This is a genomic window from Pseudomonas zanjanensis, from assembly GCF_014268745.2.
Taxonomy (GTDB): domain Bacteria; phylum Pseudomonadota; class Gammaproteobacteria; order Pseudomonadales; family Pseudomonadaceae; genus Aquipseudomonas; species Aquipseudomonas zanjanensis.
In genome coordinates this window covers 100,628-125,854 of record NZ_JABWRB020000007.1, presented here as the reverse complement: position 1 = coordinate 125,854, position 25,227 = coordinate 100,628, and the positions used below count along the sequence as shown (strand labels likewise).

The following is a 25,227-nucleotide window of genomic DNA, read 5'->3' as shown; positions in this document are numbered from 1 at the left end:
GGCCCTGGTGTGCATGCAACATTTGGATATGCCGCTGGACCTGTGGGAGCGAGCCTGCTCGCGAAGCTTGTAGTCAGATCGGGCAGGTCACGCCGGTGCCGCCGATCCCGCAATAGCCTTCAGGGTTCTTCGCCAGGTATTGCTGGTGATAGGCCTCGGCGAAGTAGAACGTCGGCGCTTCTTCGATTTCGGTGGTGATGGTGCCTTTGCCGGCCTTGGTCAGCTCAGCCTGGAAGACTTGCTCGCTGTGTCTGGCCGCTGCCAGTTGAGCCGGGTTCGTGGCATAGATCACCGAACGGTACTGGGTGCCGATGTCGTTCCCCTGGCGCATGCCCTGGGTCGGGTTGTGCAGTTCCCAGAACATCTTCAGCAGCTCTTCGTAGCTGACTTTCGCTGGCTCGTAGACCACCAGCACCACTTCGCTGTGGCCGGTAAGGCCCGAGCAGACCTCTTCATACGTCGGGTTCGGCGTGAAACCGCCGGCGTAACCCACCGCGGTACTGACCACGCCTTCACGCTGCCAGAACTTGCGCTCTGCGCCCCAGAAGCAACCGAGGCCGAAGATTGCGAAGTCTACGTCCATGGCAAACGGGCCCAGCAGGGGCGCGTCGTGGACGAAGTGTTTTTCCGGCACGGTCATCGGGGTTTCACGGCCAGGCAGAGCTTGATCAGGAGTAGGAAGCACGTTTTTATTCACCAGGATTTCCGAGCGCAAGACCATGATCAGTCCTCTCAGTCAGATGGAGTTGAGCGAAATAGACCGTCAGTGTGCCTCAGAAAAGCCGCCGCAAGCTATACGCAGCTGTCAGACCAGAGGCCCGCGCGGGTAGCGCTTGAGCTTTTCGATCAGCTCCGCGCCAGGGATTGGCCGGTCGAACAGGTAGCCCTGGCCGACGTCGCAACGATGACGCCGCAGGAACGTCAGTTGCTGGGCGGTTTCGATGCCTTCGGCCACGACCTTGAGTTTCAGGTTGTGGGCCATGGCGATCACCGCCGAGGTGATTTCCATGTCGTCCTGGTTGTCGGGGATCTCATGGATGAAGCTGCGATCGATCTTGATGATGTCGATCGGGAATTTCTTCAGGTAGCTGAGGGACGAATAACCGGTGCCGAAGTCGTCCATGGCCAGGGTCAGGCCCAGGCGCTTGAGCTGGTCGAGCTGCAAGTGGGTGTCTTCGGTGGCTTCCAGCAGCAGGCCTTCGGTAAGCTCCAGCTCCAGCAGCCGCGCCGGCAGTTGTTCCTCCTTGAGGATGCTGGCGATGGAGGCGACCAGGTCCGGGTCGGAGAACTGCTTGGGTGACAAGTTGATCGCCACTTGCAGGTTACCCAGGCCGGCGGCGGTCAGTTGTTTGCTCATCCGGCAGGCCTGGCGGGCGATCCATTTGCCAATGGGGATGATCAGGCCGGTTTCTTCGGCCACGCTGATGAACTGGTCCGGGCGGATCATGCCCTTTTCCGGATGGTTCCAGCGCAGCAGCGCTTCCATGCCCAGCAGGCGGCCGCTGCGCAGGCACAGCTTGGGCTGGTAGAAGACATCCAGTTCGTTCTGGGTCAAGGCACGTCGCAGGTTGTTTTCCACGAACAGCTTGTAGCTGGCCTCGGCATTCAGTGCTTCGGTGAACACTTGGACCTGGTGCTTGCCGTTGGCCTTGGCCTTGTGCAGGGCGAGGCCGGCATTGCGCATCAGGGGCTGCGGGTCGCGACCGTGCAGCGGCGCGCAGGCGAGGCCCACGGAGCCGGTCACGCTGATCAACTGGTTGTCGACGAACATCGGTTTGTCGAGGGTCATCAGCAACTGGCTGGCGATCTGCTGCCCGGCCTCCAGATCGGTGTCGTCCAGCAGCACCGCGAATTCGTTACTGGCGAAGCGCGCCAGGCTGCCACTGGGACTCAAGCTGTTGCGCAGGCGCCGGGCCAGGCTGATCAACAGTTTGTCGCCGGTCTGGTGGCCGAGACTGTCGTTGATGCGCTTGAAATTGTCGATGTCCACCAGCAGCAGGCTGATGGGCGAGTCACTGTCCCGGGCGAAGCGTTCATCGAGGTTGCGGATGAACGCCGGGCGGTTGCCCAGGTTGGTCAGGTTGTCGGTGTACGCCAGGCGCTCGATGCGCTGCTGGGCCAGCTTGGTCTGGGTGATGTCTTCGTAGATGCCGATATAGTGGGTCAACTCGCGGTTGTCGCCGTAGACCTTGGAAATCGACAACTGGCCCCAGTAGGGCTCCAGGTTCTTGCGCCGGCTCTTGAACTCACCCTGCCAGCTGTTGCTCTGGGCCAGTGCCGAGGGCGCATCGAACAGCAGTTCGCTGAGGTTTTCCAGGGCCGGCAGTTCCGAGAGGCGCTGGCCGTGGACTTCCTCGGTGGTGTACTGGGTGATTGCGGTGAAGCTTGGGTTGACGTACTCCACCACGCCGTCGCAATTGACCAGCAGGAACGCGTTGGCGCTCTGCTCCACGGCCCGCTGGAACAGGTGCAGGGCGCTGGTGGCGGTGCGTCGGTTGTGGTTGTTGATGACTTGGGCGAACTGGTCCGCCAGCTCGCCGGCAAAGGCGATCTCATCCGACTGCCAGGCGCGGGTGGCGCCCACTTGTTCCAGGCACAGCACGCCCACCACTTGGCCGTCGATACGCACGCTGGCGTCTAGAATGGCGTTGACGTCGCGAGCGCGCAGGTTCCCGGCCATTTCCCGGGTACGCGGGTCGCGCATCGCATTGTGGGCGTCGATGGCGCGGCAGGTCTGCAGCGCCTCCATGTAGTCGGGAAACTCGTTGGCGTCGATCACCGCTGGCAGGAAATATTCCTGGGATGCGCGGTTATAGGCGGAAATCGGCACCAGCTTGCCATCGTCGAGGTTCCAGATACTGGCGCAATCGATCTGGTAGATGTCGCAGGCGCTGCGAGTGATGAGTTCGGCCGCTTCGAGCAGGGAATTGTTGGCGCTGTAGCGTTGGCGGGTCAGCAGCAGGATCAGGTCCTGTTGGGCGCGTACGCGGTCCAGATGCTGGAGCTGCTCTTGCTGGGCGCGCTGGTTCAGTTCCAGGGCGATCTGCAGGCGCGAGTTCTGGGTTTCCAGGTCCAGGGCCGGCATGGAGGGTTCGCTTTGCAGCAAATTGTCCACCACCAGCAGGTAGCCGCGCAGCAGGTGGCGATTGTGCTGTTTATAGGCTTCGCCCGTCTCCAGCACGTTCATCGGCCCCTTGGCGGTGTGGAGCGTGTAGCGAATCTGGTAATGCGCGGCCTGGGCCAACTGCTGCTGGATGGCGTCATGCAGTTGATAGCGCGCTTCGGGTTCCATCAGGCTGGCGTAGGGCGAACTGACCAGCGAGCACAGCTCTACCGCCGGCAGGCCGAAGTGTCGCTCGCAATTGGGGTCGAGGAACAACAGCGCCCAGCTAGCTTCATTCAGCCGTTCGAAACGCAGCATACCGAGCCGCGCGGGCACCGGTAACTGCGTCACTACCTCGGCCGCCATACGGCTGGCGGCATCGGGTTGGCTTTTCATGGGGAAACTCGCTTCGAAAATGCTGATCGCGCCGGGCTGACGCCCTCGTTATTACGGATTGGCGCAAGGTTGCATCATTGCGGCACTGGCTGACAAGAGAGATGAAGGCCAAGTGCTATAAACCTTTTATCGGCCGACAACGGGATTTCTCCAGTCGCCAGCCGATCAGAGGGCATGGAAGTTCATCGCAGCGGGATATCGACCGTCTGCAAGGGCCTGCCGTCACGGTCGTGGAAGGTGACTTGGAGGCTCTGCGCCGTGACCTGCAGGCGGGCGAAGTTGTCCTGGCTCACCACTTCGCTGGTCAGTTCATAGCGGTACTCACCGCTGTCCGTGCGGGCCATGGGCCGATGGAAAATAAAATCCGCGGCTTTTGCAAAAGGCAGCAGTTTGCTGTTGTAGAACGGCGAGGAAACGACGGTGTTGACCTCGAAATCAGGATCCTCGCTGTGCCGCAGCCGGCTGGTCATGGAACCGTGGACGTCACCCGAAATGAACACTACGTTTTTGATCCGCTGGCGACGGATGCTGTCCAGCAGTCGCAGCCGTTGTGCCGGAAACGCCTGCCAGGCATCGCCGTCATTGCGCTTGTGGTCAGGGAAAAACATCACACTGGTGACGACGAGCTTGACCCGGGCGGGGCTGCTGACAAGCCATTCAAGCAGGGCCTGTTCCTGTTCCTGGTCGAGGATGCGCCGGTCGTCCGCCGACAGGTTGCGTTGCGTCCGGCTGTCGGTAACGAACCAATGGATATCCCCGTGGGCAAAGGTGTACCAGTAGCGGGTCAACGCCCTGTTCAATGTTCCGTCGCCCGACAGTTCATGGACGGGTCCGTGGCTGGCCTGGTAAAGCCGATAAGCGCTCATGGCATTGGCATACAGGAGGTCGTCCTGGGCGGTTCTCCTGGCGGGCCAGTTGTCTTCGATTTCATGGTCGTCAAGGATCATGTAGGTCGGGGTGCCAGCCATCAGCTTGCGGATCTGCGGCTGGGCAAATACCGTTCGGTATCTGAAGAGGATGTTTTCATAGGTTCGGTCCGGGCCGATGACATTCAGGTCATCGAGGTAAACCTGGTCGCCGGTCATCACTACCGCGCTGATCGGCGGGTCGGCTTGTTCGACGACACGATTGATGCCGGCAAAGGTGCGATCCCCGAGCGCGGGTAGCAGCGGGGTATTGGCGACGATCCGCAAGTAGCGACACGAGCCCACGATATAAGTCCGCGGCGCATCGGTTTTATCGGTCGGCGTGCGCAAGCAATAGGTGTTCCTGGGCCATTGCAAGGGCAGTTCCTGGATGGTTTCCACGGTGTGGGTCGGGCTCAGGGGGCTGAACCAGCCGGCCTGGTATTCGTAGGCGGTGTCGGGTTGAAGACCTTTCAACACGATGATATCGGACATGTCGCGGTAGGCCTTCAGTTGGACAAATTGCCCTATCGACCAGCCTGTGTCCCCTCGGCGTCGGTGGCGAATGCCGGCAAATACCTGGCTGTTGCCATGATCACCGCGCAGGAATATCCGGGCATGGTCCGTGGTCGTGTGCCCGACAATCGGGCCGACGGTAGGTTTGAACATATTCGAATCCATTCGAAGTTTTAATGGGGCACCCATCAAGGTGCCTTGGCGGTTCGATGCTAAAGCTCGGTGGGCGATAAATATCGATAGGGAAGGGGGCGTGGGTTGTGGGGAATGACTACAGGGGGCGTAGTCATTTAAAACTTGGGCGGTAGGAAATTACCGCGTCGCCTGACCTACCGCCATCGCGAGCAGGCTCGCTCCCACAGGGGGGGGTGGTTTCAAGTTAAGGTGCAGCGCCACAAATCCATTGTGGGAGCGAGCCTGGTGGGAGCAAAGCTTGCTCGCGATCCAGGCACCGCAGCACTCAAGAGACCGCGGTGTTTTCATCGCGGGCAAGCCTTGCTCCCACCAAGCCCGCTCCCACAGGTCTGAATTCCAGGCAAAAAAAGCCCCGCCAAACGGACGGGGTTGAGGTACGAGCGTGGCGCTCGGAAACGGTGCGCCGAATGGCCCTCCCAAGGGAGGGCCGCCCGGTGTTACAGCAGGATGGTGCGGATGTCGCCCAGCAAGTCGCTCAGACGCTTGGTGAAGCGTGCGGCGGCGGCGCCATTGATCACTCGGTGATCGTAGGACAGCGACAGTGGCAGCATCAGCTTCGGCTGGAAGGCTTTACCGTCCCAGACTGGCTGGATGGTGGCCTTGGAGACGCCCAGGATCGCCACTTCCGGCGCGTTGACGATCGGCGTGAAGCCGGTGCCGCCAATGTGGCCGAGGCTGGAGATGGTGAAGCAGGCGCCCTGCATGTCGTCGGCGGTGAGCTTCTTGTTCCGGGCTTTTTCGGCCAGGGCAGCGGCTTCGCCAGCCAGTTGCAGCAGGCTCTTCTGGTCGACGTTGCGGATGACCGGTACCAGCAGGCCTTCCGGGGTGTCGACGGCAAAGCCGATGTGCACGTATTTCTTGCGGATCACAGCCTTGCCGCTTGGGGCCAGGGAGGCGTTGAAATCCGGCAGTTCCTTGAGCAGGTGTGCACAGGCCTTGAGCAGCAGTGGCAGCACGGTCAGCTTCACGCCGGCCTTTTCCGCCACGGCTTTCTGCGCGACGCGGAAAGCTTCCAGCTCGGTGATATCGGCCTGGTCGAATTGAGTCACGTGCGGGATGTTCAGCCAGCTGCGGTGCAGGCTCGACGCGCCGATCTGCATCAGGCGAGTCATGGCCACTTCTTCGGTTTCGCCGAAGCGGCTGAAGTCCACCGCCGGGATCGGCGGGATGCCCGCGCCGCCGGTGGCGCCTTCGGCCGGTGCGTTCTTGGCCTTCTGCATCATGGCCTTGACGTAGGCTTGCACGTCTTCCTTGAGCACGCGACCGTGAGGGCCGCTCGGGCCTACGGCGGACAGCTCGACACCGAATTCACGGGCCAACTGACGCACCGCGGGGCCGGCATGCACCTTGGCACCGCTAGGCGCAGGCGCAGCGGCGACAGGAGCAGGGGCTGCTTCAGCCTTGGCCGCAGGCGCGGCGGCTGGTGCTGGAGCGGCTTCAGCCTTGGCGGCTGGCGCAGCGGCCGGGGCAGGCGCGGCAGGTGCCGAGGCGCCGGCTACTTTCAGCTTCAGGATCAGGTCACCGGTGCCGACTTCGTCGTCCAGCTTGACCTCGACGCTTTCCACCACACCGGCGGCCGGCGATGGGATTTCCATGCTGGCCTTGTCGGATTCCAGGGTGATCAGCGACTGGTCGGCTTCGACGGTGTCGCCAGCCTTGACCAACACTTCGATGATCTTGGCCTTGCCCGACGAACCGATGTCCGGGACATGAATATCCTGGACGCTGGCAGCGGCAGGCGCCGCAGCGGGCGCGGGAGCCGCTTCGGCAGCCGGCGCGGCGGCAGGCTTTTCAGCCGCTGCCGGGGTAGCCGCAGGGGCGGCCGCTTCAGGCGCCGCAGCGGCGCCCTCGACTTCCAGCTCCAGCAGTTCGTCGCCTTCCTTCAAGCGGTCGCCCAGCTTCACTTTCAGGCTCTTGATGACACCGGCCTTCGGCGCAGGCACTTCCATGCTGGCCTTGTCCGATTCAAGCGTCAGGATGCTCTGGTCGGCTTCGATACGGTCGCCGACCTTCACAAACAGTTCAATTACTTCACCTTCACCGCTGCCGATGTCAGGTACGCGAATGAGTTCGCTCACGAAAATTCTCCTCAGCAGTCCAGTGGGTTGCGTTTTTCTGGATCGATGCCGAACTTGGCGATGGCTTCGGCCACCACTTTAGGTTCGATATCGCCACGGTCAGCCAAGGCTTCCAGGGCTGCCAACACAACGAACTTACGGTCGACTTCGAAGAAGTGACGCAGCTTCTTGCGGCTGTCGCTACGGCCGAAACCGTCGGTGCCCAGCACTTTGAATTCCTTGGAAGGCACCCACTGGCGGATCTGCTCGGCGAACAGCTTCATGTAGTCGGTGGAGGCGATGACCGGACCTTTGCGGCCATTCAGGCACTCTTCGACATAGCTCAGCTTTGGCTTCTGGCCAGGGTGCAGGCGGTTGCTGCGTTCTACGGCCAGGCCGTCGCGACGCAGTTCGTTGAAGCTGGTGACGCTCCAGACGTCGGCACCGACGTTGAACTCTTCACGCAGGATCTTCGCCGCTTCACGCACTTCGCGCAGGATGGTGCCGGAGCCCATCAGTTGGACATGGTGCGCCGCTTCGCGGGTGTCTTCCTCGAGCAGGTACATGCCCTTGACGATGCCTGCTTCCACGCCGGCCGGCATGGCTGGCTGCTGGTAGGACTCGTTCATCACGGTGATGTAGTAGAAGACGTCCTGTTGCTCTTCGGTCATCTTCTTCATGCCGTCCTGGATGATCACCGCCAGCTCGTAGCCGTAGGTCGGATCATAGGTGCGGCAGTTCGGGATAGTCCCGGCCAGCATGTGGCTGTGGCCGTCTTCGTGCTGCAGGCCTTCACCGTTCAGCGTGGTACGGCCGGCGGTACCGCCGATCAGGAAGCCACGGGTACGGCTGTCGCCAGCGGCCCAGGCCAGGTCACCGATACGCTGGAAGCCGAACATCGAGTAGAAGATGTAGAACGGCAGCATCGGCTGGTTGTGGCTGGAGTACGAAGTACCGGCGGCAATGAAGGAGCTCATGGCGCCCGCTTCGTTGATGCCTTCCTCGAGGATCTGGCCCTTCTTGTCTTCGCGGTAGAACATCACCTGGTCTTTATCGACTGGCTCGTAGAGCTGGCCGACGGACGAGTAGATGCCCAATTGGCGGAACATGCCTTCCATACCGAAGGTACGGGCTTCGTCCGGGATGATCGGGACGATGCGCTGGCCGATTTCCTTGTCCTTGACCAATTGCGCGAGGATCCGCACGAAGGCCATGGTGGTGGAGATTTCACGGTCGCCCGAGCCGTCCAGGATCGCCTTGAGGGTTTCCAGTGGCGGGGTCGGGATGCTGAAGCTCTTGGCGCGACGCTGTGGCACGAAACCGCCCAGTGCGGCACGGCGCTCGGCCAGGTAACGGGCTTCGGCGCTGCCTTCTTCAGGCTTGAAGAACGGCAGGTTTTCCAGCTCGCTGTCCTTGACCGGAATATCGAAGCGGTCGCGGAACAACTTCAGGCTGTCGACATCGACTTTCTTGGTGTTGTGCGCGGTGTTCTTCGCTTCGCCGGCACCGGTGCCATAACCCTTGATGGTCTTGGCCAGGATGACGGTCGGCTGTTCTTTGTGGTTGACCGCCTGGTGGTACGCCGCGTAGACCTTGTACGGGTCGTGGCCGCCACGGTTGAGCTTCCAGATCTCGTCGTCGGACAGGTCGGCGACCATGGCCTTGAGTTCAGGCGAGTTGAAGAAGTGCTCGCGGACGAACGCGCCGTCCTTGGCCTTGTAGTTCTGGTATTCGCCGTCGATGACTTCGTCCATGCGACGTTGCAGGATACCGTCGACGTCCTTGGCCAGCAGTGGGTCCCAGAAGCGGCCCCAGATGACTTTGTTGACGTTCCACTGGGCGCCACGGAACACGCCTTCGAGTTCCTGGATGATCTTGGCGTTGCCGCGAACCGGGCCGTCGAGGCGCTGCAGGTTGCAGTTGATGACAAAGATCAGGTTGTCCAGCTTCTCGCGGCCGGCCAGGGAGATTGCGCCCAGGGATTCCGGCTCGTCGCACTCGCCGTCGCCCATGAAGCACCAGACTTTCTGCTTGCCTGGCTGGATGAAGCCACGGGCTTCCAGGTACTTCATGAAGCGTGCCTGGTAGATCGCCTGGATCGGGCCCAGGCCCATGGAAACGGTCGGGAACTGCCAGAAGTCCGGCATCAGCCAAGGGTGCGGGTACGAGGACAGGCCGTTGCCGTCCACTTCCTGGCGGAAGTTGTTCATCTGGTCTTCGGTAATGCGGCCTTCCATGAACGCACGGGCGTAGACGCCTGGCGATGCGTGACCCTGGAAGTAGATCAGGTCGCCGCCGTGTTCGTCGGTCGGGGCCTGGAAGAAGTAGTTGAAGCCGATGTCATACAGCGTCGCGCTGGAGGCGAAGCTGGAGATGTGACCGCCCAGGTCAGAATCTTTCAGGTTGGTACGCATGACCATGGCCAACGCGTTCCAGCGTACCAGCGAGCGAATGCGGCGTTCCATGAACAGGTCGCCAGGCATGCGTGCTTCGTGGGTAACGGGGATCGTGTTGCGGTACGGCGTGGTGATGGCGTAGGGCAGTTGCGAACCGCTGCGGGTCGCGAGTTCGCCCATACGGGTCATCAGATAATGAGCACGGTCTTCGCCTTCTTTGTCGAGAACCGATTCCAGGGCGTCCAGCCATTCCTGGGTTTCGACGGGATCGAGGTCTTGCATGGCTTGCTCCAGGGCGGAAAGGCTACCAGAATCGGTTGCCTGAGTTTGCGACTGGCCTTGTGGGCAGACGATATAAATTCTTGGATTGCCGAAGGTTGTTTCGGCGGCGTGTAGTTTTACTACAAATCGTCGGCCGTTTCAGCCTTTCGAATGTATAGACGAGTAGTAAAACTACACCTGAGCGGCTCGTGGCCCCTCGTTTCGTTGTGAGAATAATCGTTACTGTTGGTCTTTAGCCAACTCGAACAGGTAAAAACTTGATGCCGGCTGCCAATAAAATCAGATTTTCAGCTATTTATCATCTTTGTTCGACAGTCGATCAGGTAGTGTCTTTTGAAAAAACACTACATCCAGCCTTTCCCGCGCCGATCAAGGATAGACCATGAGCCTGCCCTCGCTTGTCGAAGTACCTGCGATTCTCCAGTCATTGGTCAGTCGTGCCGAGCAGTCGTTCCGTGCGGCGGTCGCCTGCCTCGACGACGATCATGGGCTGTCGGCCTGGACCCCGCAACGCTGGGAGGCGTTCAACCGCATTGCCGCCGCCAGCGACTTTGTCATCGAGCAGAGTGTTCGTGACCCGGTGATGCTCCTGGAGCTGGTGCGCAGCGGCGAACTGGACCGTAGCCTGGCACCCGGCGAAATGTGTGCGCAGATCGGCGCCGCCGTCCAGGCCGCCGAAACCGAAGACGAACTGGGCCGCGTCCTGCGCCGCCAACGTACCCGCCAGCAAGTGCGGATCATCTGGCGCGACCTGACCCGCCAGGCCGATCTGGTCCAGACCTGTCGCGACCTCTCGGACATGGCCGACACCTGCATCGACCAGGCTTACCAATGGTTGTATCAGCGCCTCAGCCAGCAGTTCGGCACGCCCACCGGGCGGCGCAGCGGCGAGCCGCAGCAGATGGTCATCCTCGGCATGGGCAAGCTGGGGGCGGTGGAGCTGAACCTGTCGTCGGACATCGACCTGATCTTCGCGTACCCCGAGGGCGGTGAAACCGTGGGTGTCAAGCGGCCGCTGGATAACCAGGAATTTTTCATCCGCGTCGGCCAGCGCCTGATCAAGGCCCTCGACCCGATGACCGTCGACGGCTTCGTGTTCCGCGTCGACATGCGCCTGCGCCCCTACGGCTCGGCCGGTGCCCTGGTGCTGAGCTTCAATGCCCTGGAGCAGTATTACCAGGACCAGGGCCGCGATTGGGAACGCTACGCCATGATCAAGGCGCGGGTGGTGGCCGGCGACCAGGTGGCCGGCGCGCAACTGCTCGACATGCTGCGTCCGTTCGTCTATCGCCGTTACCTGGATTTCTCCGCCATCGAAGCGCTGCGCACCATGAAGCAGTTGATCCAGCAGGAGGTGCGGCGCAAGGGCATGGCCGACAACATCAAGTTGGGCTCGGGCGGCATTCGCGAGGTCGAGTTCATTGCCCAGGCGTTCCAGCTGATCCACGGTGGACGCGACTTGAGCTTGCAGCAGCGGCCGCTGCTCAAGGTGTTGAACACCCTGGAGGGCCAGGGTTACCTGCCGGCCAAGGTGATCGATGAGCTGCGCCAGGGCTACGAATTCCTGCGTTATACCGAGCATGCGATTCAGGCCATCGCCGATCGCCAGACCCAGATGCTGCCGGACAGCCCGCAGGATCAGGCGCGCATTGCGTTCATGCTGGGTTTTGCCGACTGGTCGGCCTTTCATGAGCGATTGATGTACTGGCGCGGGCGCGTGGCCTGGCATTTCGGCCAGGTCATCGCCGACCCGGATGAAGAAGAGGGCGGTGAAAGCGAAGTGGTGGTCGGCGGCGAATGGTTGCCGTTGTGGGAAGACAGCCAGAATGAAGAAGTGGCGTGCCGTCAGTTGGAAGAGGGCGGCTTCGTCGATGCGCCCAAAGCCCTCAAGGCCCTGGCCGTCCTGCGCGGCAGCCCGCAATTGCGCGCCATGCAGCGCTTGGGGCGCGAACGCCTGGATGCGTTCATTCCGCGCCTGCTGGCCCAGGCTGTGGAGCATGCCGATCCGGACCTGGTGTTGGAGCGGGTGCTGCCCTTGGTAGAAGCCGTGGCTCGCCGTTCGGCCTACCTTGTGTTGTTGACGGAAAACCCCGGGGCCCTGCGGCGCTTGCTGACGCTGTGCGCGGCGAGCCCGTGGATTGCCGAGCAAATCACCCGTTTCCCGCTGCTGCTCGATGAGTTGCTCAACGAGGGCCGGCTGTTCAAGCCGCCCCTGGCGCCGGAATTGGCGGCGGAGTTGCGTGAGCGCCTGACGCGCATTCCCGAGGATGATCTGGAGCAGCAAATGGAGGCGTTGCGGCATTTCAAGCTGGCGCACCGTCTGCGGGTGGCGGCGTCGGAAATCGCCGGCAGCCTGCCGTTGATGAAGGTCAGCGATTACCTGACCTGGCTGGCCGAGGCGATTCTCGAACAAGTGCTGGCCCTGGCCTGGCGCCAGACGGCCGCCAAGCACGGCGTGCCGTTGCGCACCGACGGCAGCCTGTGTGACCCGGGCTTCATTATTGTCGGTTACGGGAAAGTCGGCGGCCTGGAATTGGGCCATGGTTCCGACCTGGACCTGGTGTTCATCCACGATGGCGACCCGCAGGCGGAAACCGACGGCCCGAAACCCATCGACGGCGCGCAATTCTTCACCCGGCTTGGCCAGCGGATCATTCACCTGCTGACCGCCCAGACCAACTCCGGGCAGTTGTATGAAGTGGATATGCGCCTGCGACCGTCCGGGGCGTCGGGGTTGCTGGTCAGTTCCCTCGGGGCGTTTGCCCGCTACCAGGAGAACGAAGCCTGGACCTGGGAGCATCAGGCGCTGGTGCGAGCCCGTGTGCTGGTGGGGAGTCAGGACGTGGGCCAGGCGTTCGAAAAGGTCCGCATCCAGGTGTTGGGACGCAAGCGTGACTTGCCGACGCTGCGCCAGGAAGTCAGCGAGATGCGCGCCAAGATGCGTGACAACCTTGGCAGCAAGGCCACCGCCGCCGGGACCGCGCCGAATGCCTTCGAGGCCGCGGCGCCCTTCGACCTCAAGCAGGATGCCGGAGGTATCGTCGATATTGAATTTATGGTGCAATACGCGGCCCTGGCGTGGTCCGAAGAGCATCCATCGCTGGTGCGCTACACCGATAACATCCGCATCCTGGACGGGTTGCAGGAAGTCGGGTTGATGCCGTCCGAAGACGCGACGCTGTTACGCGAGGCCTACAAAGCCTACCGCTCCGCCGCCCACCGCCAAGCCTTGCAGAAAGATGCCGGGGTGATCGCAGGCGACCAGTTCGTGGATGAGCGCCGGCAGGTAGTGCGGATCTGGCGGGAGCTGGGACTGAGCTGAAGCTTTAAATGTGGGAGCGAGCCTGCTCGCGAAAGCGGAGTGTCAGGCGACATTGATGTTGGATGGGCTGGCCCTTCGCGAGCAGGCTCGCTCCCACAATGGATTGGTGGTGTTGCGCAGAGCTTGAAACCTCTGCGGGCCCCTGTGGGAGCGGGCTTGCTCGCGAAGGCGGAGTGTCAGGCGACATTGATGTTGGATGGGCTGGCCCTTCGCGAGCAAGCCCGCTCCCACAATGGATTGGTGGTGCAGCACGGTGCTGGAAACGTATGCAGGCCCCCTGTGGGAGCGAGCCTGCTCGCGAAGGCGGAGTGTCAGGCGACATTGATGTTGGATGGGCTGGCCCTTCGCGAGCAAGCCCGCTCCCACAATGGATTGGTGGTGTTGCGCAGAGCTTGAAACCTCTGCGGGCCCCTGTGGGAGCGAGCCTGCTCGCGAAAGCGGAGTGTCAGGCGACATTGATGTTGGATGTCCCGGCCTCTTCGCGAGCAGGCTCGCTCCCACAATGGATTTGCGGTGCTGCACGGTGCTGGAAACGTATGCAGGCCCCCTGTGGGAGCGAGCCTGCTCGCGATAGCGGAGTGTCAGGTGACATTGATGTCGGATGGGCTGGCCCTTTCGCGAGCAAGCCCGCTCCCACAGTGGATTGGCGGTGCTGCGCGGTACTTGAAACAGATGAGTACTGCCACAGTTGATTGGCGGTGTGTTGTAGATTAGGGCAACAGGCAACGACCTAAGCCACAGTGATTCTCGAGGCGGGGAGGCGTAGGCCTCCCCGTATCGTTTTTGGAAAGCACATGAATATTTTGATCGTTGGGCCCAGTTGGGTCGGTGACATGGTGATGGCGCAGACACTGTTCCAGTGTTTGAAACAGCGTCATCCGCAGTGCGAAATCGACGTCCTGGCCCCTGAGTGGAGCCGGCCGATCCTGGAACGTATGCCCGAAGTGCGCAAGGCCTTGAGCTTCCCGCTCGGCCACGGCGCGCTGGAGCTGGCGACCCGTCGGCGCATCGGTAAATCCCTGGCCGGTCAGTACGACCAGGCGATCCTGTTGCCCAACTCGTTGAAGTCGGCGCTGGTGCCGTTCTTCGCCGGCATCCCCAAGCGCACCGGCTGGCGTGGCGAGTTTCGCTACGGCCTGCTCAACGACGTGCGCAAGCTGGACAAAGAACGTTATCCGTTGATGATCGAGCGCTTCATGGCCCTGGCCTACGAACCTGGCTCCGAGTTGCCCAAGCCGTATCCGCGGCCGAGCCTGCGGATCGACCCGGTGACCCGTGACGCGGCGCTGGCCAAGTTCGGCCTGAGCCTGGATCGCCCAGTGCTCGCCCTGTGTCCAGGTGCGGAGTTCGGCGAATCCAAGCGCTGGCCGGCGGAGCACTACGCCCAGGTGGCCGAGGCGAAAATTCGCGAAGGCTGGCAAGTCTGGCTGTTCGGTTCGAAAAAAGATCACCCGGTGGGCGAGGACATCCGCTCGCGGCTGATCCCGGGTCTTCGGGAAGAGTCGGTGAACCTCAGTGGCGACACGTCCCTGGCCGAGGCCATCGACCTGCTGTCCTGCGCCGATTCGGTGGTCTCCAACGACTCGGGCCTGATGCATGTGGCCGCGGCCTTGAATCGTCCATTGGTGGCGGTCTACGGTTCCACCTCGCCAGGCTTCACGCCGCCGCTGGCCGACCAGGTCGAAGTCGTGCGCCTGGGCATCGAGTGCAGTCCATGCTTCGATCGTACCTGCCGTTTCGGTCATTACAACTGCCTGCGCCAGCTCATGCCGCCGTCGGTGAACGAGGCCCTGGAGCGTTTGCAGGGCACCCCCGTGGAGGTCCGGTAACTTGCGGGTATTGCTGATCAAGACCTCTTCGCTGGGGGATGTGGTCCACACGTTGCCGGCGCTGACCGACGCGGCGCGGGCGATTCCCGGCATCAAGTTCGACTGGGTGGTGGAAGAAGGCTTTGCCGAAATCCCCACCTGGCACCCGGCCGTGGGCAAAGTCATTCCCGTGGCGATCCGTCGCTGGCGCAAGAACCTTTGGCAGACCATCAAGAGTGGCGAATGGCGACGTTTCAAGCAGAGCGTGCGCGCCGAAAAGTACGACCTGGTGATCGATGCCCAAGGCCTGTTGAAAAGTGCCTGGCTGACCCGCTACGTCAAGGCGCCGGTGGCTGGCCTGGATAAGGATTCTGCGCGTGAGCCCCTCGCGGCGCGCTTCTATTCGCGTCGCCTGGCCGTGGCCCGTGGTCAACATGCGGTCGAGCGGGTGCGTCAATTGTTCGCCTTGGCGCTGGGCTATGACTTACCGAAAATCCAAGGCAGCTATGGCCTCGACATCGACCGACTGGTCGAATTGCCGCGTCCTTACCCTTATGTGGTGTTCCTGCATGGCACGACCTGGGAATCCAAGCATTGGCCCGAACTTTACTGGCGCCAGCTCACCGAGCGCATGGGCCAGTTCGGCGTGGTCGTCAAACTGCCGTGGGGCAACCCTGCCGAGAAGGCCCGGGCCGAACGCATCGCCAACGGGCTGCGCAACGCCCTGGTACTGCCGAAGCTGAACCTCGGCGGCATGGGCAAAGTGCTTGCCGGGGCCCAGGCTTGCGTGGCCGTGGACACCGGTCTCGGCCATTTGGCCGCGGCCCTGGACGTGCCGACCATTTCCTTGCTCGGCCCAACCAATCCGGTGCTGACCGGCGCCTATGGCAGGGGCCAGATTCACCTCGCCAGTGATTTCCCTTGTGCGCCGTGCATGCAGAAACATTGCACTTATCCGCCAACCGCCGAGGATGCCCGGCGGTTTGACCTGAAACGCGAGCAGCCCCTGTGCTTCACGCGTCTGAACCCCGAGCGTGTTGCCAGCCACCTGAGCACGTTATTGGCTGAGGAGCCGCGCTGATGCAATTGGCTTTTGTCCTTTACAAGTATTTCCCCTTTGGTGGCCTGCAGCGTGACTTCATGCGCATCGCCCTGGAGTGTCAGCGACGCGGCCACCAGATCCGCGTCTACACGCTGATCTGGGAAGGTGACGTGCCGCCAGGCTTCGAGGTGCTGGTGGCACCGGTCAAGGCGCTGTTCAATCATCGTCGCAACGAGAAACTCAGTGCGTGGATGGAGGCCGACCTGGCCAAGCGCCCGGTGGACCGGTTGATTGGCTTCAACAAGATGCCCGGCCTGGACGTGTACTACGCCGCCGACGGCTGCTTCGAAGACAAGGCGCAGAACCTGCGCAATTCGCTGTACCGGCGCTGGGGCCGCTACCGGCATTTCGCCGAGTATGAGCGGGCCGTGTTCGCCAAGGATGCCAAGACCGAAGTCCTGATGATCTCCGAAGTCCAGCAGCCGCTGTTCATCAAGCACTACGGCACGCCGCTGGAACGTTTCCACCTGCTGCCGCCGGGCATCGCCCAGGACCGGCGCCGGCCCGCCGACGCCGACGAGATCCGCGCCGCGTTCCGGGCCGAATTCGAGCTGGCCGACGACGACCTGCTGCTGGTGCAGATCGGCTCTGGGTTCAAGACCAAGGGCGTGGATCGCAGCCTCAAGGCCCTGGCCGCGTTGCCAGCCGAGCTGAGAAAACGCACCCGGCTGTTTGTAATTGGCCAGGACGACCCCAAAGTATTCCAACTGCAAAGCGCCGCGCTGGGCCTGGGCGACAACGTGCGGTTCCTCAAGGGCCGCAGCGATATCCCGCGTTTCCTGCTGGGCGCCGACCTGTTGATCCACCCGGCGTACAACGAGAACACCGGCACCGTATTGCTCGAAGCACTGGTGGCCGGGTTGCCGGTGCTGGTCAGCGCGGTGTGTGGGTACGCCCATTACATCGCCGAGGCCGACAGTGGCCTGGTGCTGGATGAGCCGTTCGAACAAGCCCAGCTCACCGACTACCTGGGGCGCATGTTGAACGACGCCCAGGCACGGGCGGCCTGGAGCCGCAACGGTCTGGCCTTCGCCGAGACGGCCGACCTCTACAGCATGCCGCAGCACGCGGCGGATGTGATATTGGCGGAGCACGCGCAATGAAGTTGATGCTGGCCGAACCGTTCAAGAGCCTTTGGGCCGGGCGCGATGCGTTCGCCGAAGTCGAAGCGCTCAAGGGCGAGGTCTATCGCGAACTGGAGGCCCGGCGCACCTTGCGCACGGAGGTGGACGGTCGCGGTTTTTTCGTGAAGATCCACCGCGGAATCGGTTGGGGCGAGATCTTCAAGAACCTGTTCACCGCCAAGCTGCCGGTACTCGGCGCGGGGCAGGAGTGGAAGGCGATCCAGCGCTTGCAGGAAGCGGGTGTGCCGACCATGACGGCGGTCGCCTACGGCGAGAAGGGCAGCAACCCGGCGGACCAGCACTCGTTCATCGTCACCGAGGAGCTGGCGCCGACCGTCAGCCTCGAAGACTTCAGCATCGACTGGGTCAAGCAGCCGCCGCAGCCGACGCTCAAGCGGGCGCTGATCGCCGAAGTGGCGCGCATGACCGGCATGATGCACCGCGCTGGGGTCAACCATCGTGACTGCTACATCTGCCACTTCCTCCTGCACACCGACAAACCGGTGACACCAGGGGATTTCAAGCTCTCGGTGATCGACCTGCACCGCGCCCAGACCCGTCCTGCCATCACCACTCGCTGGCGCAACAAGGACCTGGCGGCGCTGTATTTTTCGGCGCTGGACATCGGCCTGACCCGCCGCGACAAACTGCGTTTTCTCAAAGGCTATTTCCAACAGCCGCTGCGTCGAATCCTCGCCGAAGAGGCTTCGCTGCTGGCCTGGCTCGAAGGCAAGGCCAACAAACTGTATGCCCGCAAGCAGCGGTACGGGGACGCGCTCTGATGTCGGGTTGGAATCTGGAACCGGCATATGCCGAGTTGGCAGAGGATTTTGGCAGCCTCGAAGCGGTGTTCGCATTGCAAGGAGAGCGCTTGACCCGCGACCCGTTGTCCGAGGTGATCCGGGTACAGCGCAACGGCGTGAATTATTACGTCAAGCGCTACGTCGGGGCCGGCAAAGGCTTGCGGCGCTACCTGGGCAAGCCACGGGTCAAGTCCGAATGGCAGAACCTCAAGCGCTTCGCCAAATGGGGCATCCCCACCGCTGAAGTCGTGGGCTGGGGCTTGGAGCGAAACGGCGCGACCTATGCCCGTGGGGCGCTGATCACCCGCGAACTGCCGCATACCGAAGACCTCTCGGCCCTCGCCGAGCGCCAAGATCCGAGGCTGGCGGACCGTGCCTGGGTCGATAACGTCAGCCGGCAACTGGCCGGTTATACGCGAACCATGCACGACCACCGCTTCACCCATAACGATCTCAAATGGCGCAACCTGCTCATCGACGACCGTTCGCAGCTGTTTCTGATCGACTGCCCGAACGGCGATTTCTGGCGCGGTTTCTGGCTCAAGTACCGTATCACCAAGGACTTGGCGTGCCTGGATAAAGTGGCCAAATACCATTTGTCGGCCACGCAGCGCCTGCGTTTTTACCTGCAATACCGCCAGCGCGACCGGCTCGATGCGTGCGACAAGAAGCGCATCCGCCACGTGGTGAGATTTTTCGAGGGGCGCGAATGACTGATTTTTTGGCCGCTGAAGACCGGGCGTTGTTGCAACGTCATGGCCTGGACAGCTTCGAGGCCTTGTGGACGCGGCAACTGGACGCGGTGGACGAACCCAACACCTCGGGCGATGGCTGGAGCAGCGTGTTCCGGCTGGAGCTGGAAGGGCAGGGTTATTACCTCAAGCGCCAGAGCAATTACCTGACCCGGACCTGGTCCCACCCGTTTGGTGAACCGAGCTTTTCCCGGGAGTTTCGCAATATCAGCCGTTATCGGCAGTTGCACATTCCCGCGCTGCAAGCGGTGTTCTACGGTCAGCGCAAAGTGAACGGCGAGGCGCGGGCGGTTCTGTTGACGCGTGCGCTGGACGGCTGGGATGACCTTGATTCACTGCTGCAGCGCTGGTCGACGCTGAGTGCCGGACAACGTACAGGCATCCTTCAAGCCTGTGGTCACTTGGCGCGTCGCCTGCACAATGCCCATCAAATGCATGGCTGTTTCTATCCCAAGCATATTTTCCTGCAAGCCATCGACGGCAGCTACCAGGCACAGTTGATTGACCTGGAGAAAACCCGGCCGCTGTTGTTCGGCCAACGTGACCGGGTCAAGGACCTCGAGCCGCTGTTGCGACGGGCAGGCGCCTGGAAGAGCGACGATGTGCGCCAATTGCTGTCTGTTTATCTAGAGCAGCCGCTCGACAGCGCTCTGGTCGACAGCTGGATGACCCGGCTGGCCGCCCGACGTAGCGACAAGGAGGCTCGTTGATGCTTTTGTCCGAACTGAAAAATGCCGGTCGCAATCCTGGCCTGCCCCTGAGCCTGGAGCTGGCGGACGCCGCCGGCCCGGCGCAGTTGCAGTTGTTGACGCTACTGCGGGTTTTGCCAGGGCAGCGCTACGTGGGCGCCGGCATATGGCGAGGCCGCCCGGTGTTGGCCAAGTTACTGGTGGGCAGCAAGGCACCCCGACATTTCCAGCGTGAGCTTCAAGGCGTTCGCCTGCTGGCGGAGCAGGGGCTGACGACGCCGTTGCTACTGGCCGATGGCTTGAAGGAAGGCGAAGGTGGCTGGTTGCTGTTCGAGCTGCTGGAAGATGCCGAGAGCCTTGGTGACGCCTGGAAGCAGGTCGAACATCTGCCGATACTGGCGGATGAGCAAACGGCGGTGCTGGCCGAGGCCTTGGATGCGATTGCGCGGCTGCACAGCAAAGGCCTGTGGCAGGAAGACCTGCACCTGGACAATCTGCTGCGCCACGGCGGCAAGCTTTATCTTATCGATGGCGCTGGCATTCGCGTCGAAACCCCCGGCCAGCCGTTGTCGCGGCAGAAGGTGCTGGAGAATCTGGGCGTGTTTTTCGCCCAGCTTCCCAAATCCATCGAGCCGTTCAACGAAGAATTACTGGTGCATTACTTGCTGGGCAACGCTGAACACGCGCTGCCCATGGAAGCGCTGCAAAAACAGATCGACAAGGTCCACGCCTGGCGGCTGAAGGACTTTCTTGAAAAAGTTGGGCGCGAGTGCAGCTTTTTCAGTGTGCAGCGCGGGCCGTTCGGGCTGCGGGCGATCCGCCGTGAAGAAGAGGCCGCGATGATGCCAGTGCTCGAGCAGGCCGATGCCTTGCTCGACCAAGGCCACCTGTACAAGACCGGCGGCGCGGCGAGTGTTGGAAAAGTGGTCGCGAACGGCCGCACACTGATCATCAAGCGCTACAACATCAAGGGATTCGCCCATTGGCTCAAGCGCTTCTGGCGTCCGAGCCGTGCCTGGCATGCCTGGCGCGAAGGCCATCGCCTGGCCTTCCTCGGCATCGCCACGCCCAAGCCGCTGGCGCTGCTGGAAAAGCGTTTCCTGTGGCTGCGTCGTGGTGCCTATCTGGTCACTGAGCACCTGCCTGGCCCGGATATCATCGAGCGCTTCGCCCCTTACGTGGAGAGCGGCGAAGCCCCCGAGACGGAGCTGCTGGCACTGGATCGCTTGTTCGCCGACCTCATTCGCGAGCGCATCAGTCACGGTGACTTCAAAGGGCATAACCTGTTCTGGCAAGACGACCGCTGGGCGCTGATCGACCTGGACTCCATGTGCCAGCACCGTAGCCAGGCCAGCTTCGCCCCGGCCTACGCCCGGGATCGGGCCAGGTTCATGCGCAATTGGCCGCAGGACAGTGGGTTGTATCGGGTGATCGATCAGCGGTTGCCCAAAACGGTCGATAGCGCTTCGTCCGCCCTATGAACCACAGATGAAGACCCTTTAGCTCACTTGAGGTCGCCGATGCCCCTGTGGCGAGGGAGCTTGCTCCCGCTGGGCTGCTCAGCGGCCCCCAAAAGACCGGCGCATTCCCACAGGAAAACCGCATCAACCGGTTTACAACGGCTGCGCCGCCGAGCGGGAGCAAGCTCCCTCGCCACAGGTGCGATGCGCTGCCCTGCAAACAGCGCCAAGCAATCGTCTGCTGCACGTTCGCCACTCACCGCTAGAGGCTTAAGGCCGCTTTTAAGCTATAATCCCGCCCTTTAGCTGCCCCGCACCCTTGGTGCGCGGCACATCCATTTTTCGCGGCGCTTGTCGCCCGTATGCAGACATAAGAGGCTAGACCCTGTGGCATTGACGATTCTTGGCCTGTCCGGCGCCCTTAGCCATGATCCTTCCGCAGCGCTGTACATTGACGGCAAGCTGATCGCGGCGGCCGAGGAAGAGCGCTTCGTACGCGATAAACATGCAAAGAACCGCATGCCCTACGAGTCGGCGAAGTTCTGCCTGGAGCAGGCCGGCATCAAGCCTTCCGACGTTGATGTGGTGGCGATCCCCTTCGCCCCGATCAGCCTGTTCGGCGAAGCGCGCTGGCACTACGCCAAGCGTTACTGGTACGCCCCGGACCGCGCCCTCGACGCGATCCTGATGGGCAACCGTCGCTACAAGCGTTATCGCCGCAAGATTGTCTGGTGCCTGGAACAACTGGGCTTCGATCCGAAAAAGATCAAGATCGAACCGGTCGAGCACCACCTGGCCCACGCTTCCAGCGCCTACCACTGCTCGGGTTTCCAGGAAAAAACCGCGATTCTGGGCATCGACGGCAAGGGTGAGTACGCCACGACCTTCTTCGGCTATGGCGAAAACGGCAAGATCCACAAGATCAAGGAATTCTTCGACCCGGACTCCCTGGGTGGCCTGTACGGCGCGATCACCGAGTTCCTCGGTTTCGAAATGCTCGATGGCGAATTCAAGGTCATGGGCATGGCGCCCTACGGCGATGCCAGCAAGTACGATTTCTCGCGCCTGGCCTCGTTCGAAAACGGCGAATTGGTGATCAACACCGACTACGCCAACGTCATCGGCCTGCGCCGTTATAAAGAGAAGGGCAAGGGCTTCTACTTCTCGCCGAAGCTGATCGAGTGGCTCGGCCCGAAACGTGAAGGCGACATTGCCGACGAACCGTACATCCACTACGCGGCGAGCATGCAGGCGCTGTTCGAGAAGCTCGCACTGCAAATGATCGACCACTACCTGGGCGACGTGCTCAAGGAAACCGGCAAGCTGGCCTTCGCCGGTGGTTGTGCGTTGAACGTCAAGCTGAACCAGAAGATCATCGCCCGTGACGACGTCAAGGAGCTGTTCGTGCAACCGGCTTCCGGCGACGCCGGTACGGCGGTGGGGGCGGCGGCTTATGTGTCCCACGCCCGTGGCGTGCCGGTGGAGAAGATGGAACACGTCTACCTCGGCCCCGCCTACAGCAACGAAGATGTGATCGCCGCGTGCGCCCGTCATCCGAGCAAGCCTGAGTGGCGCAAAATCGACAACACCCCGGAGCGCATCGCCAAGATCATGGTCGACGGCAACCCCGTGGCCTGGTTCCAGGGCCGCATGGAGTTTGGCCCGCGTGCCTTGGGCGGTCGCTCCATCATCGGCTGCCCAAGCGCCAGTGGCGTGGCCGATCGGATCAACGAACAGATCAAGTTCCGCGAGCGCTGGAGGCCGTTCTGCCCGTCGATGCTCGACACCGTTGCGCCGCAGATGATCAAGGTCGACCACCCGGCCCCTTTCATGACCTTCACCTTTGAAGTGGCCGAGGAATGGAAAACCCGCGTGCCGGAAGTCGTCCATGAAGACGGCACCTCCCGCGCCCAAGTGCTCAAGCGTGAATACAACCCGCGCTACTACGACATGATGAAGGCCCTGGAAGTCCTGACTGGCAACGGCGTGTCGCTGAACACCTCGCTCAACCGTCGTGGCGAGCCGATGATCTGCTCGCCGACCGACGCGCTGAACATGTTCTTCGGTTCCGACCTGCAGTACCTGATCATGGAAGACATTCTGGTGGTCAAGGACGGTGTGGACGCTTATGACTGAGGTGCTGGTCAGTGTCATCATTCCGGCCTACAACTACGCCGAGACCTTGCCTCGTGCGGTGAATTCAGTCATTGCGCAGTTGAGCGAAGCCCAGGCTGAGTTGTTGGTGATCGACGATGGTTCCACCGATGCAACGCCCCAGGTCCTGGCGCAATTGCAGGCCGAACATGCCGGGGGCTTCCGAGCCCTGCGCAAGCCCAACGGCGGTTTGTCGTCGGTCCGCAACCGCGGGATTGAGGAGGCTCGGGGGCAATACCTGATCTTCCTCGACGCCGATGATGAGATGGCACCCGGTGCCCTTGCCGCGGTGACCCAGCATATAACCAGTCATCCCGAGACTCGCCTGGTCATCGGCGGCCACTGGTCGGTGTTTGCGGACGGACGTCGCGTCGAGCATGAAGTAAAACCACTACCGGCCACCCCGCGTGGGCGTGTTCGGGGTTATCTGCTGGACAAGACGGTGACGCTGTCCAACGGCGCCTGTGCAATGCATCGCGACGTATTCGGGCCGGGCAACTACCCAGAGCATCTGCGCAACGTCGAAGATATCCCGGTGTTTGCCCAGGTGCTGGCGCGTTTTCCGTGCACCGTACTCCCAAAGCCGTTGGCGCTGATCTACAAGCACGGCGACAGCATGCGCCATGACCTCAGGCAGAGCCTGGCGGCGGGCGTGGGCATGGTGGACGAAGTGTTTTCCCCGGTACGCATGCCGCAGGAACTGCAGGACCTGCGCCAAGCCTTCATGGCCCAGCGATGCCTGTCGTTGTTCCGCGATTGCTACAGTGCCGGCGACTATGCCAATGCCAAGGTTTTTTATGCCCAGGCCATTCGTACCGATCTTCGGTCTATCACGCGCTGGTCCTACACGCGCAAGGCCATCCGGTTGTTGTTCAAGTGAGCGCCTCGAGGTCTGACGACAATAGGTTCCAGACCGACGGAAGCTGGGCCCGAAAGGCGCGTGAACTGGACCGCTATCGCTGGAAAGTGCTACGCGAGCGTCACGGTCGCCTTGGCAGTCTGTTGCGACTGGCTCGTGATGTGCTGGTGGATATCGCGATTGGACTGCGCGCCAAGGCGTGCCTGAAGCGTCCGACAGGCGCGGCACCCTGCCAGGTGCTGCTGTTGCATTCGGCACCGAAGTCCATGGCACTGCAGCGCAAGAACGTGCTGATCGATGCCCTGCGCAAGCGCGGCCATCAACTGACGGAGGCAGCGCTGCGCGCTCCCGCCGACGCGTGCGCCCAGCGCATGCTCGTGGCGCCGCCACAGGCCGTACCCCTGCGTTACCTGGTCTATGCCGCCCACGCTCAATGGCTGGTGCAGACCTATCAACCCAAGGTATTGATCAACGAACGCAATGGCAGCCTTCATGCGCCGTTCCTGCGCCTGGCGTTGGCCGCGCAGGGTGCCCGGTTGCTGCACCTGGCCCATGCCACGACGTTGGAGTCATCCCGCCGGCTGGGCATGAACGACTACGATTATTACGGCGTTTTCGGGCGCAGTTCGCTGGAAGCCTTGCAAGAGCGTCGACTGCGGTTCGGTGAGTCGACAGTGGTGCTGGTCGGTTCCTACCTTGTCGATGAAAGCTATGACCTGCCCGTCGCTGATCCCTGCATCAAGACATTGTTGGTCTTGGGGGTAGGGCCTGATCGAGAAAAAGAGTCCGGTTATGAGGATACCTATCGGCTGCTGCGCGATTGGGCCGGGCGCAATCCGCATTATCGCCTGCTGTTCAAGCGCCACCCGCGCAGCAAGGCGCAATTCTGGATCGACGCGGCGACGCGATTCGCCAACATTGAGCTGCTGGGTATCGACTGCTCGCTGGCACAGGCGCTTGCCCAGGCCAGCGTAGTCGTCAATATCATGTCCAATGCCGGCATCGAGGCGGGGCTGGCAGGCCGGCCGGTGATACATGTGAATGCTGGCAACGATGTGGATATTTTTTCCCACGCGTTGTTCTTCGGGCCGCAAGTGCGCGACGAGCAGGCTTTTTCCCAGCAGTTGCAGGCGCTAGAGCGCGATTATACGGATTGCGTGGTCAGGGCCCGGGGCTTCGCCGATTATCACTTGGTACACGGTTCCAAGGGGTTGGCAAAAACCGTCGAGCTGGTCGATGACTTGTTGCGCGACAGAGATCCCGCGCAGGACTTCGAATTAGCCAGGTTGCCTGCCGCCGGCTGA

Annotated in this window: 16 protein-coding genes; 11 read left to right on the top strand and 5 right to left on the bottom strand. The window is 62.1% G+C overall.

Features of this window, described 5'->3' with window-relative positions; all coding sequences use genetic code 11:
- Positions 1-73: 73 nt before the first annotated feature.
- From msrA to aceE, 5 genes are all read right to left on the bottom strand, one after another.
- Entirely contained in the window at positions 74-721 is a 648-nt protein-coding gene (gene msrA / locus HU715_RS25945; protein ID WP_186706022.1) for a peptide-methionine (S)-S-oxide reductase MsrA, read from the bottom strand.
- A gap of 84 nt (positions 722-805) precedes the next feature.
- Positions 806-3,499: a putative bifunctional diguanylate cyclase/phosphodiesterase gene (locus tag HU715_RS25940; protein ID WP_186706021.1), complete on the bottom strand. Its 2,694-nt coding sequence runs from the start codon at positions 3,497-3,499 to the stop codon at positions 806-808.
- Positions 3,500-3,681: 182 nt separating this feature from the next.
- On the bottom strand, positions 3,682-5,073 hold the full coding sequence (locus tag HU715_RS25935) for an alkaline phosphatase D family protein (protein WP_186706020.1): 1,392 nt from the start codon (positions 5,071-5,073) through the stop codon (positions 3,682-3,684).
- A gap of 479 nt (positions 5,074-5,552) precedes the next feature.
- The gene (aceF, locus tag HU715_RS25930; RefSeq protein WP_186706019.1) at positions 5,553-7,193 is read right to left on the bottom strand and encodes a dihydrolipoyllysine-residue acetyltransferase; all 1,641 of its coding nucleotides are present in this window, start codon (positions 7,191-7,193) and stop codon (positions 5,553-5,555) included.
- Positions 7,194-7,204: 11 nt separating this feature from the next.
- Positions 7,205-9,850, bottom strand: coding sequence for a pyruvate dehydrogenase (acetyl-transferring), homodimeric type (aceE, locus tag HU715_RS25925; protein WP_053117793.1), 2,646 nt, complete (start codon positions 9,848-9,850; stop codon positions 7,205-7,207).
- 382 nt (positions 9,851-10,232) lie between these two features.
- On the opposite strand from aceE, the gene glnE reads away from it, so the two are divergent.
- The 11 genes from glnE (at position 10,233) to HU715_RS25870 (ending at position 25,227) form a co-directional block, all read left to right on the top strand.
- Positions 10,233-13,172, top strand: a complete 2,940-nt coding sequence (gene glnE / locus HU715_RS25920) for a bifunctional [glutamate--ammonia ligase]-adenylyl-L-tyrosine phosphorylase/[glutamate--ammonia-ligase] adenylyltransferase (RefSeq protein WP_186706018.1) — start codon at positions 10,233-10,235, stop codon at positions 13,170-13,172.
- A gap of 794 nt (positions 13,173-13,966) precedes the next feature.
- Complete coding sequence (waaF, locus tag HU715_RS25915; RefSeq protein WP_186708080.1) at positions 13,967-15,001, top strand: lipopolysaccharide heptosyltransferase II; 1,035 nt, start codon at positions 13,967-13,969, stop codon at positions 14,999-15,001.
- Position 15,002: 1 nt separating this feature from the next.
- On the top strand, positions 15,003-16,061 hold the full coding sequence (gene waaC / locus HU715_RS25910; RefSeq protein ID WP_186708078.1) for a lipopolysaccharide heptosyltransferase I: 1,059 nt from the start codon (positions 15,003-15,005) through the stop codon (positions 16,059-16,061).
- Positions 16,061-17,185 (top strand): glycosyltransferase family 4 protein, encoded by a 1,125-nt coding sequence (locus HU715_RS25905; protein WP_186708076.1) that lies wholly within the window; start codon positions 16,061-16,063, stop codon positions 17,183-17,185. The genes waaC and HU715_RS25905 overlap by 1 nt, the downstream gene beginning before the upstream one ends.
- Positions 17,182-17,988 carry a lipopolysaccharide core heptose(I) kinase RfaP gene (gene rfaP / locus HU715_RS25900; RefSeq protein ID WP_186708074.1) on the top strand — a complete coding sequence of 269 codons (807 nt, stop codon included), beginning with the start codon at positions 17,182-17,184 and terminating at the stop codon, positions 17,986-17,988. Before HU715_RS25905 ends, rfaP begins: the two co-directional genes overlap by 4 nt.
- A complete protein-coding gene (locus HU715_RS25895) occupies positions 17,988-18,722 on the top strand; it encodes a lipopolysaccharide kinase InaA family protein (RefSeq protein WP_186708072.1) in 735 nt (244 codons plus the stop codon). Before rfaP ends, HU715_RS25895 begins: the two co-directional genes overlap by 1 nt.
- Positions 18,719-19,471: a lipopolysaccharide kinase InaA family protein gene (locus HU715_RS25890; protein WP_186708069.1), complete on the top strand. Its 753-nt coding sequence runs from the start codon at positions 18,719-18,721 to the stop codon at positions 19,469-19,471. Before HU715_RS25895 ends, HU715_RS25890 begins: the two co-directional genes overlap by 4 nt.
- On the top strand, positions 19,471-20,931 hold the full coding sequence (locus HU715_RS25885) for a lipopolysaccharide kinase InaA family protein (RefSeq protein ID WP_186708067.1): 1,461 nt from the start codon (positions 19,471-19,473) through the stop codon (positions 20,929-20,931). Before HU715_RS25890 ends, HU715_RS25885 begins: the two co-directional genes overlap by 1 nt.
- 366 nt (positions 20,932-21,297) lie before the next feature.
- On the top strand, positions 21,298-23,046 hold the full coding sequence (locus tag HU715_RS25880) for a carbamoyltransferase C-terminal domain-containing protein (RefSeq protein WP_186708065.1): 1,749 nt from the start codon (positions 21,298-21,300) through the stop codon (positions 23,044-23,046).
- Complete coding sequence (locus HU715_RS25875; RefSeq protein WP_186708063.1) at positions 23,039-23,944, top strand: glycosyltransferase family 2 protein; 906 nt, start codon at positions 23,039-23,041, stop codon at positions 23,942-23,944. The genes HU715_RS25880 and HU715_RS25875 overlap by 8 nt, the downstream gene beginning before the upstream one ends.
- Entirely contained in the window at positions 23,941-25,227 is a 1,287-nt protein-coding gene (locus HU715_RS25870) for a CDP-glycerol glycerophosphotransferase family protein (RefSeq protein WP_186708061.1), read from the top strand. The genes HU715_RS25875 and HU715_RS25870 overlap by 4 nt, the downstream gene beginning before the upstream one ends.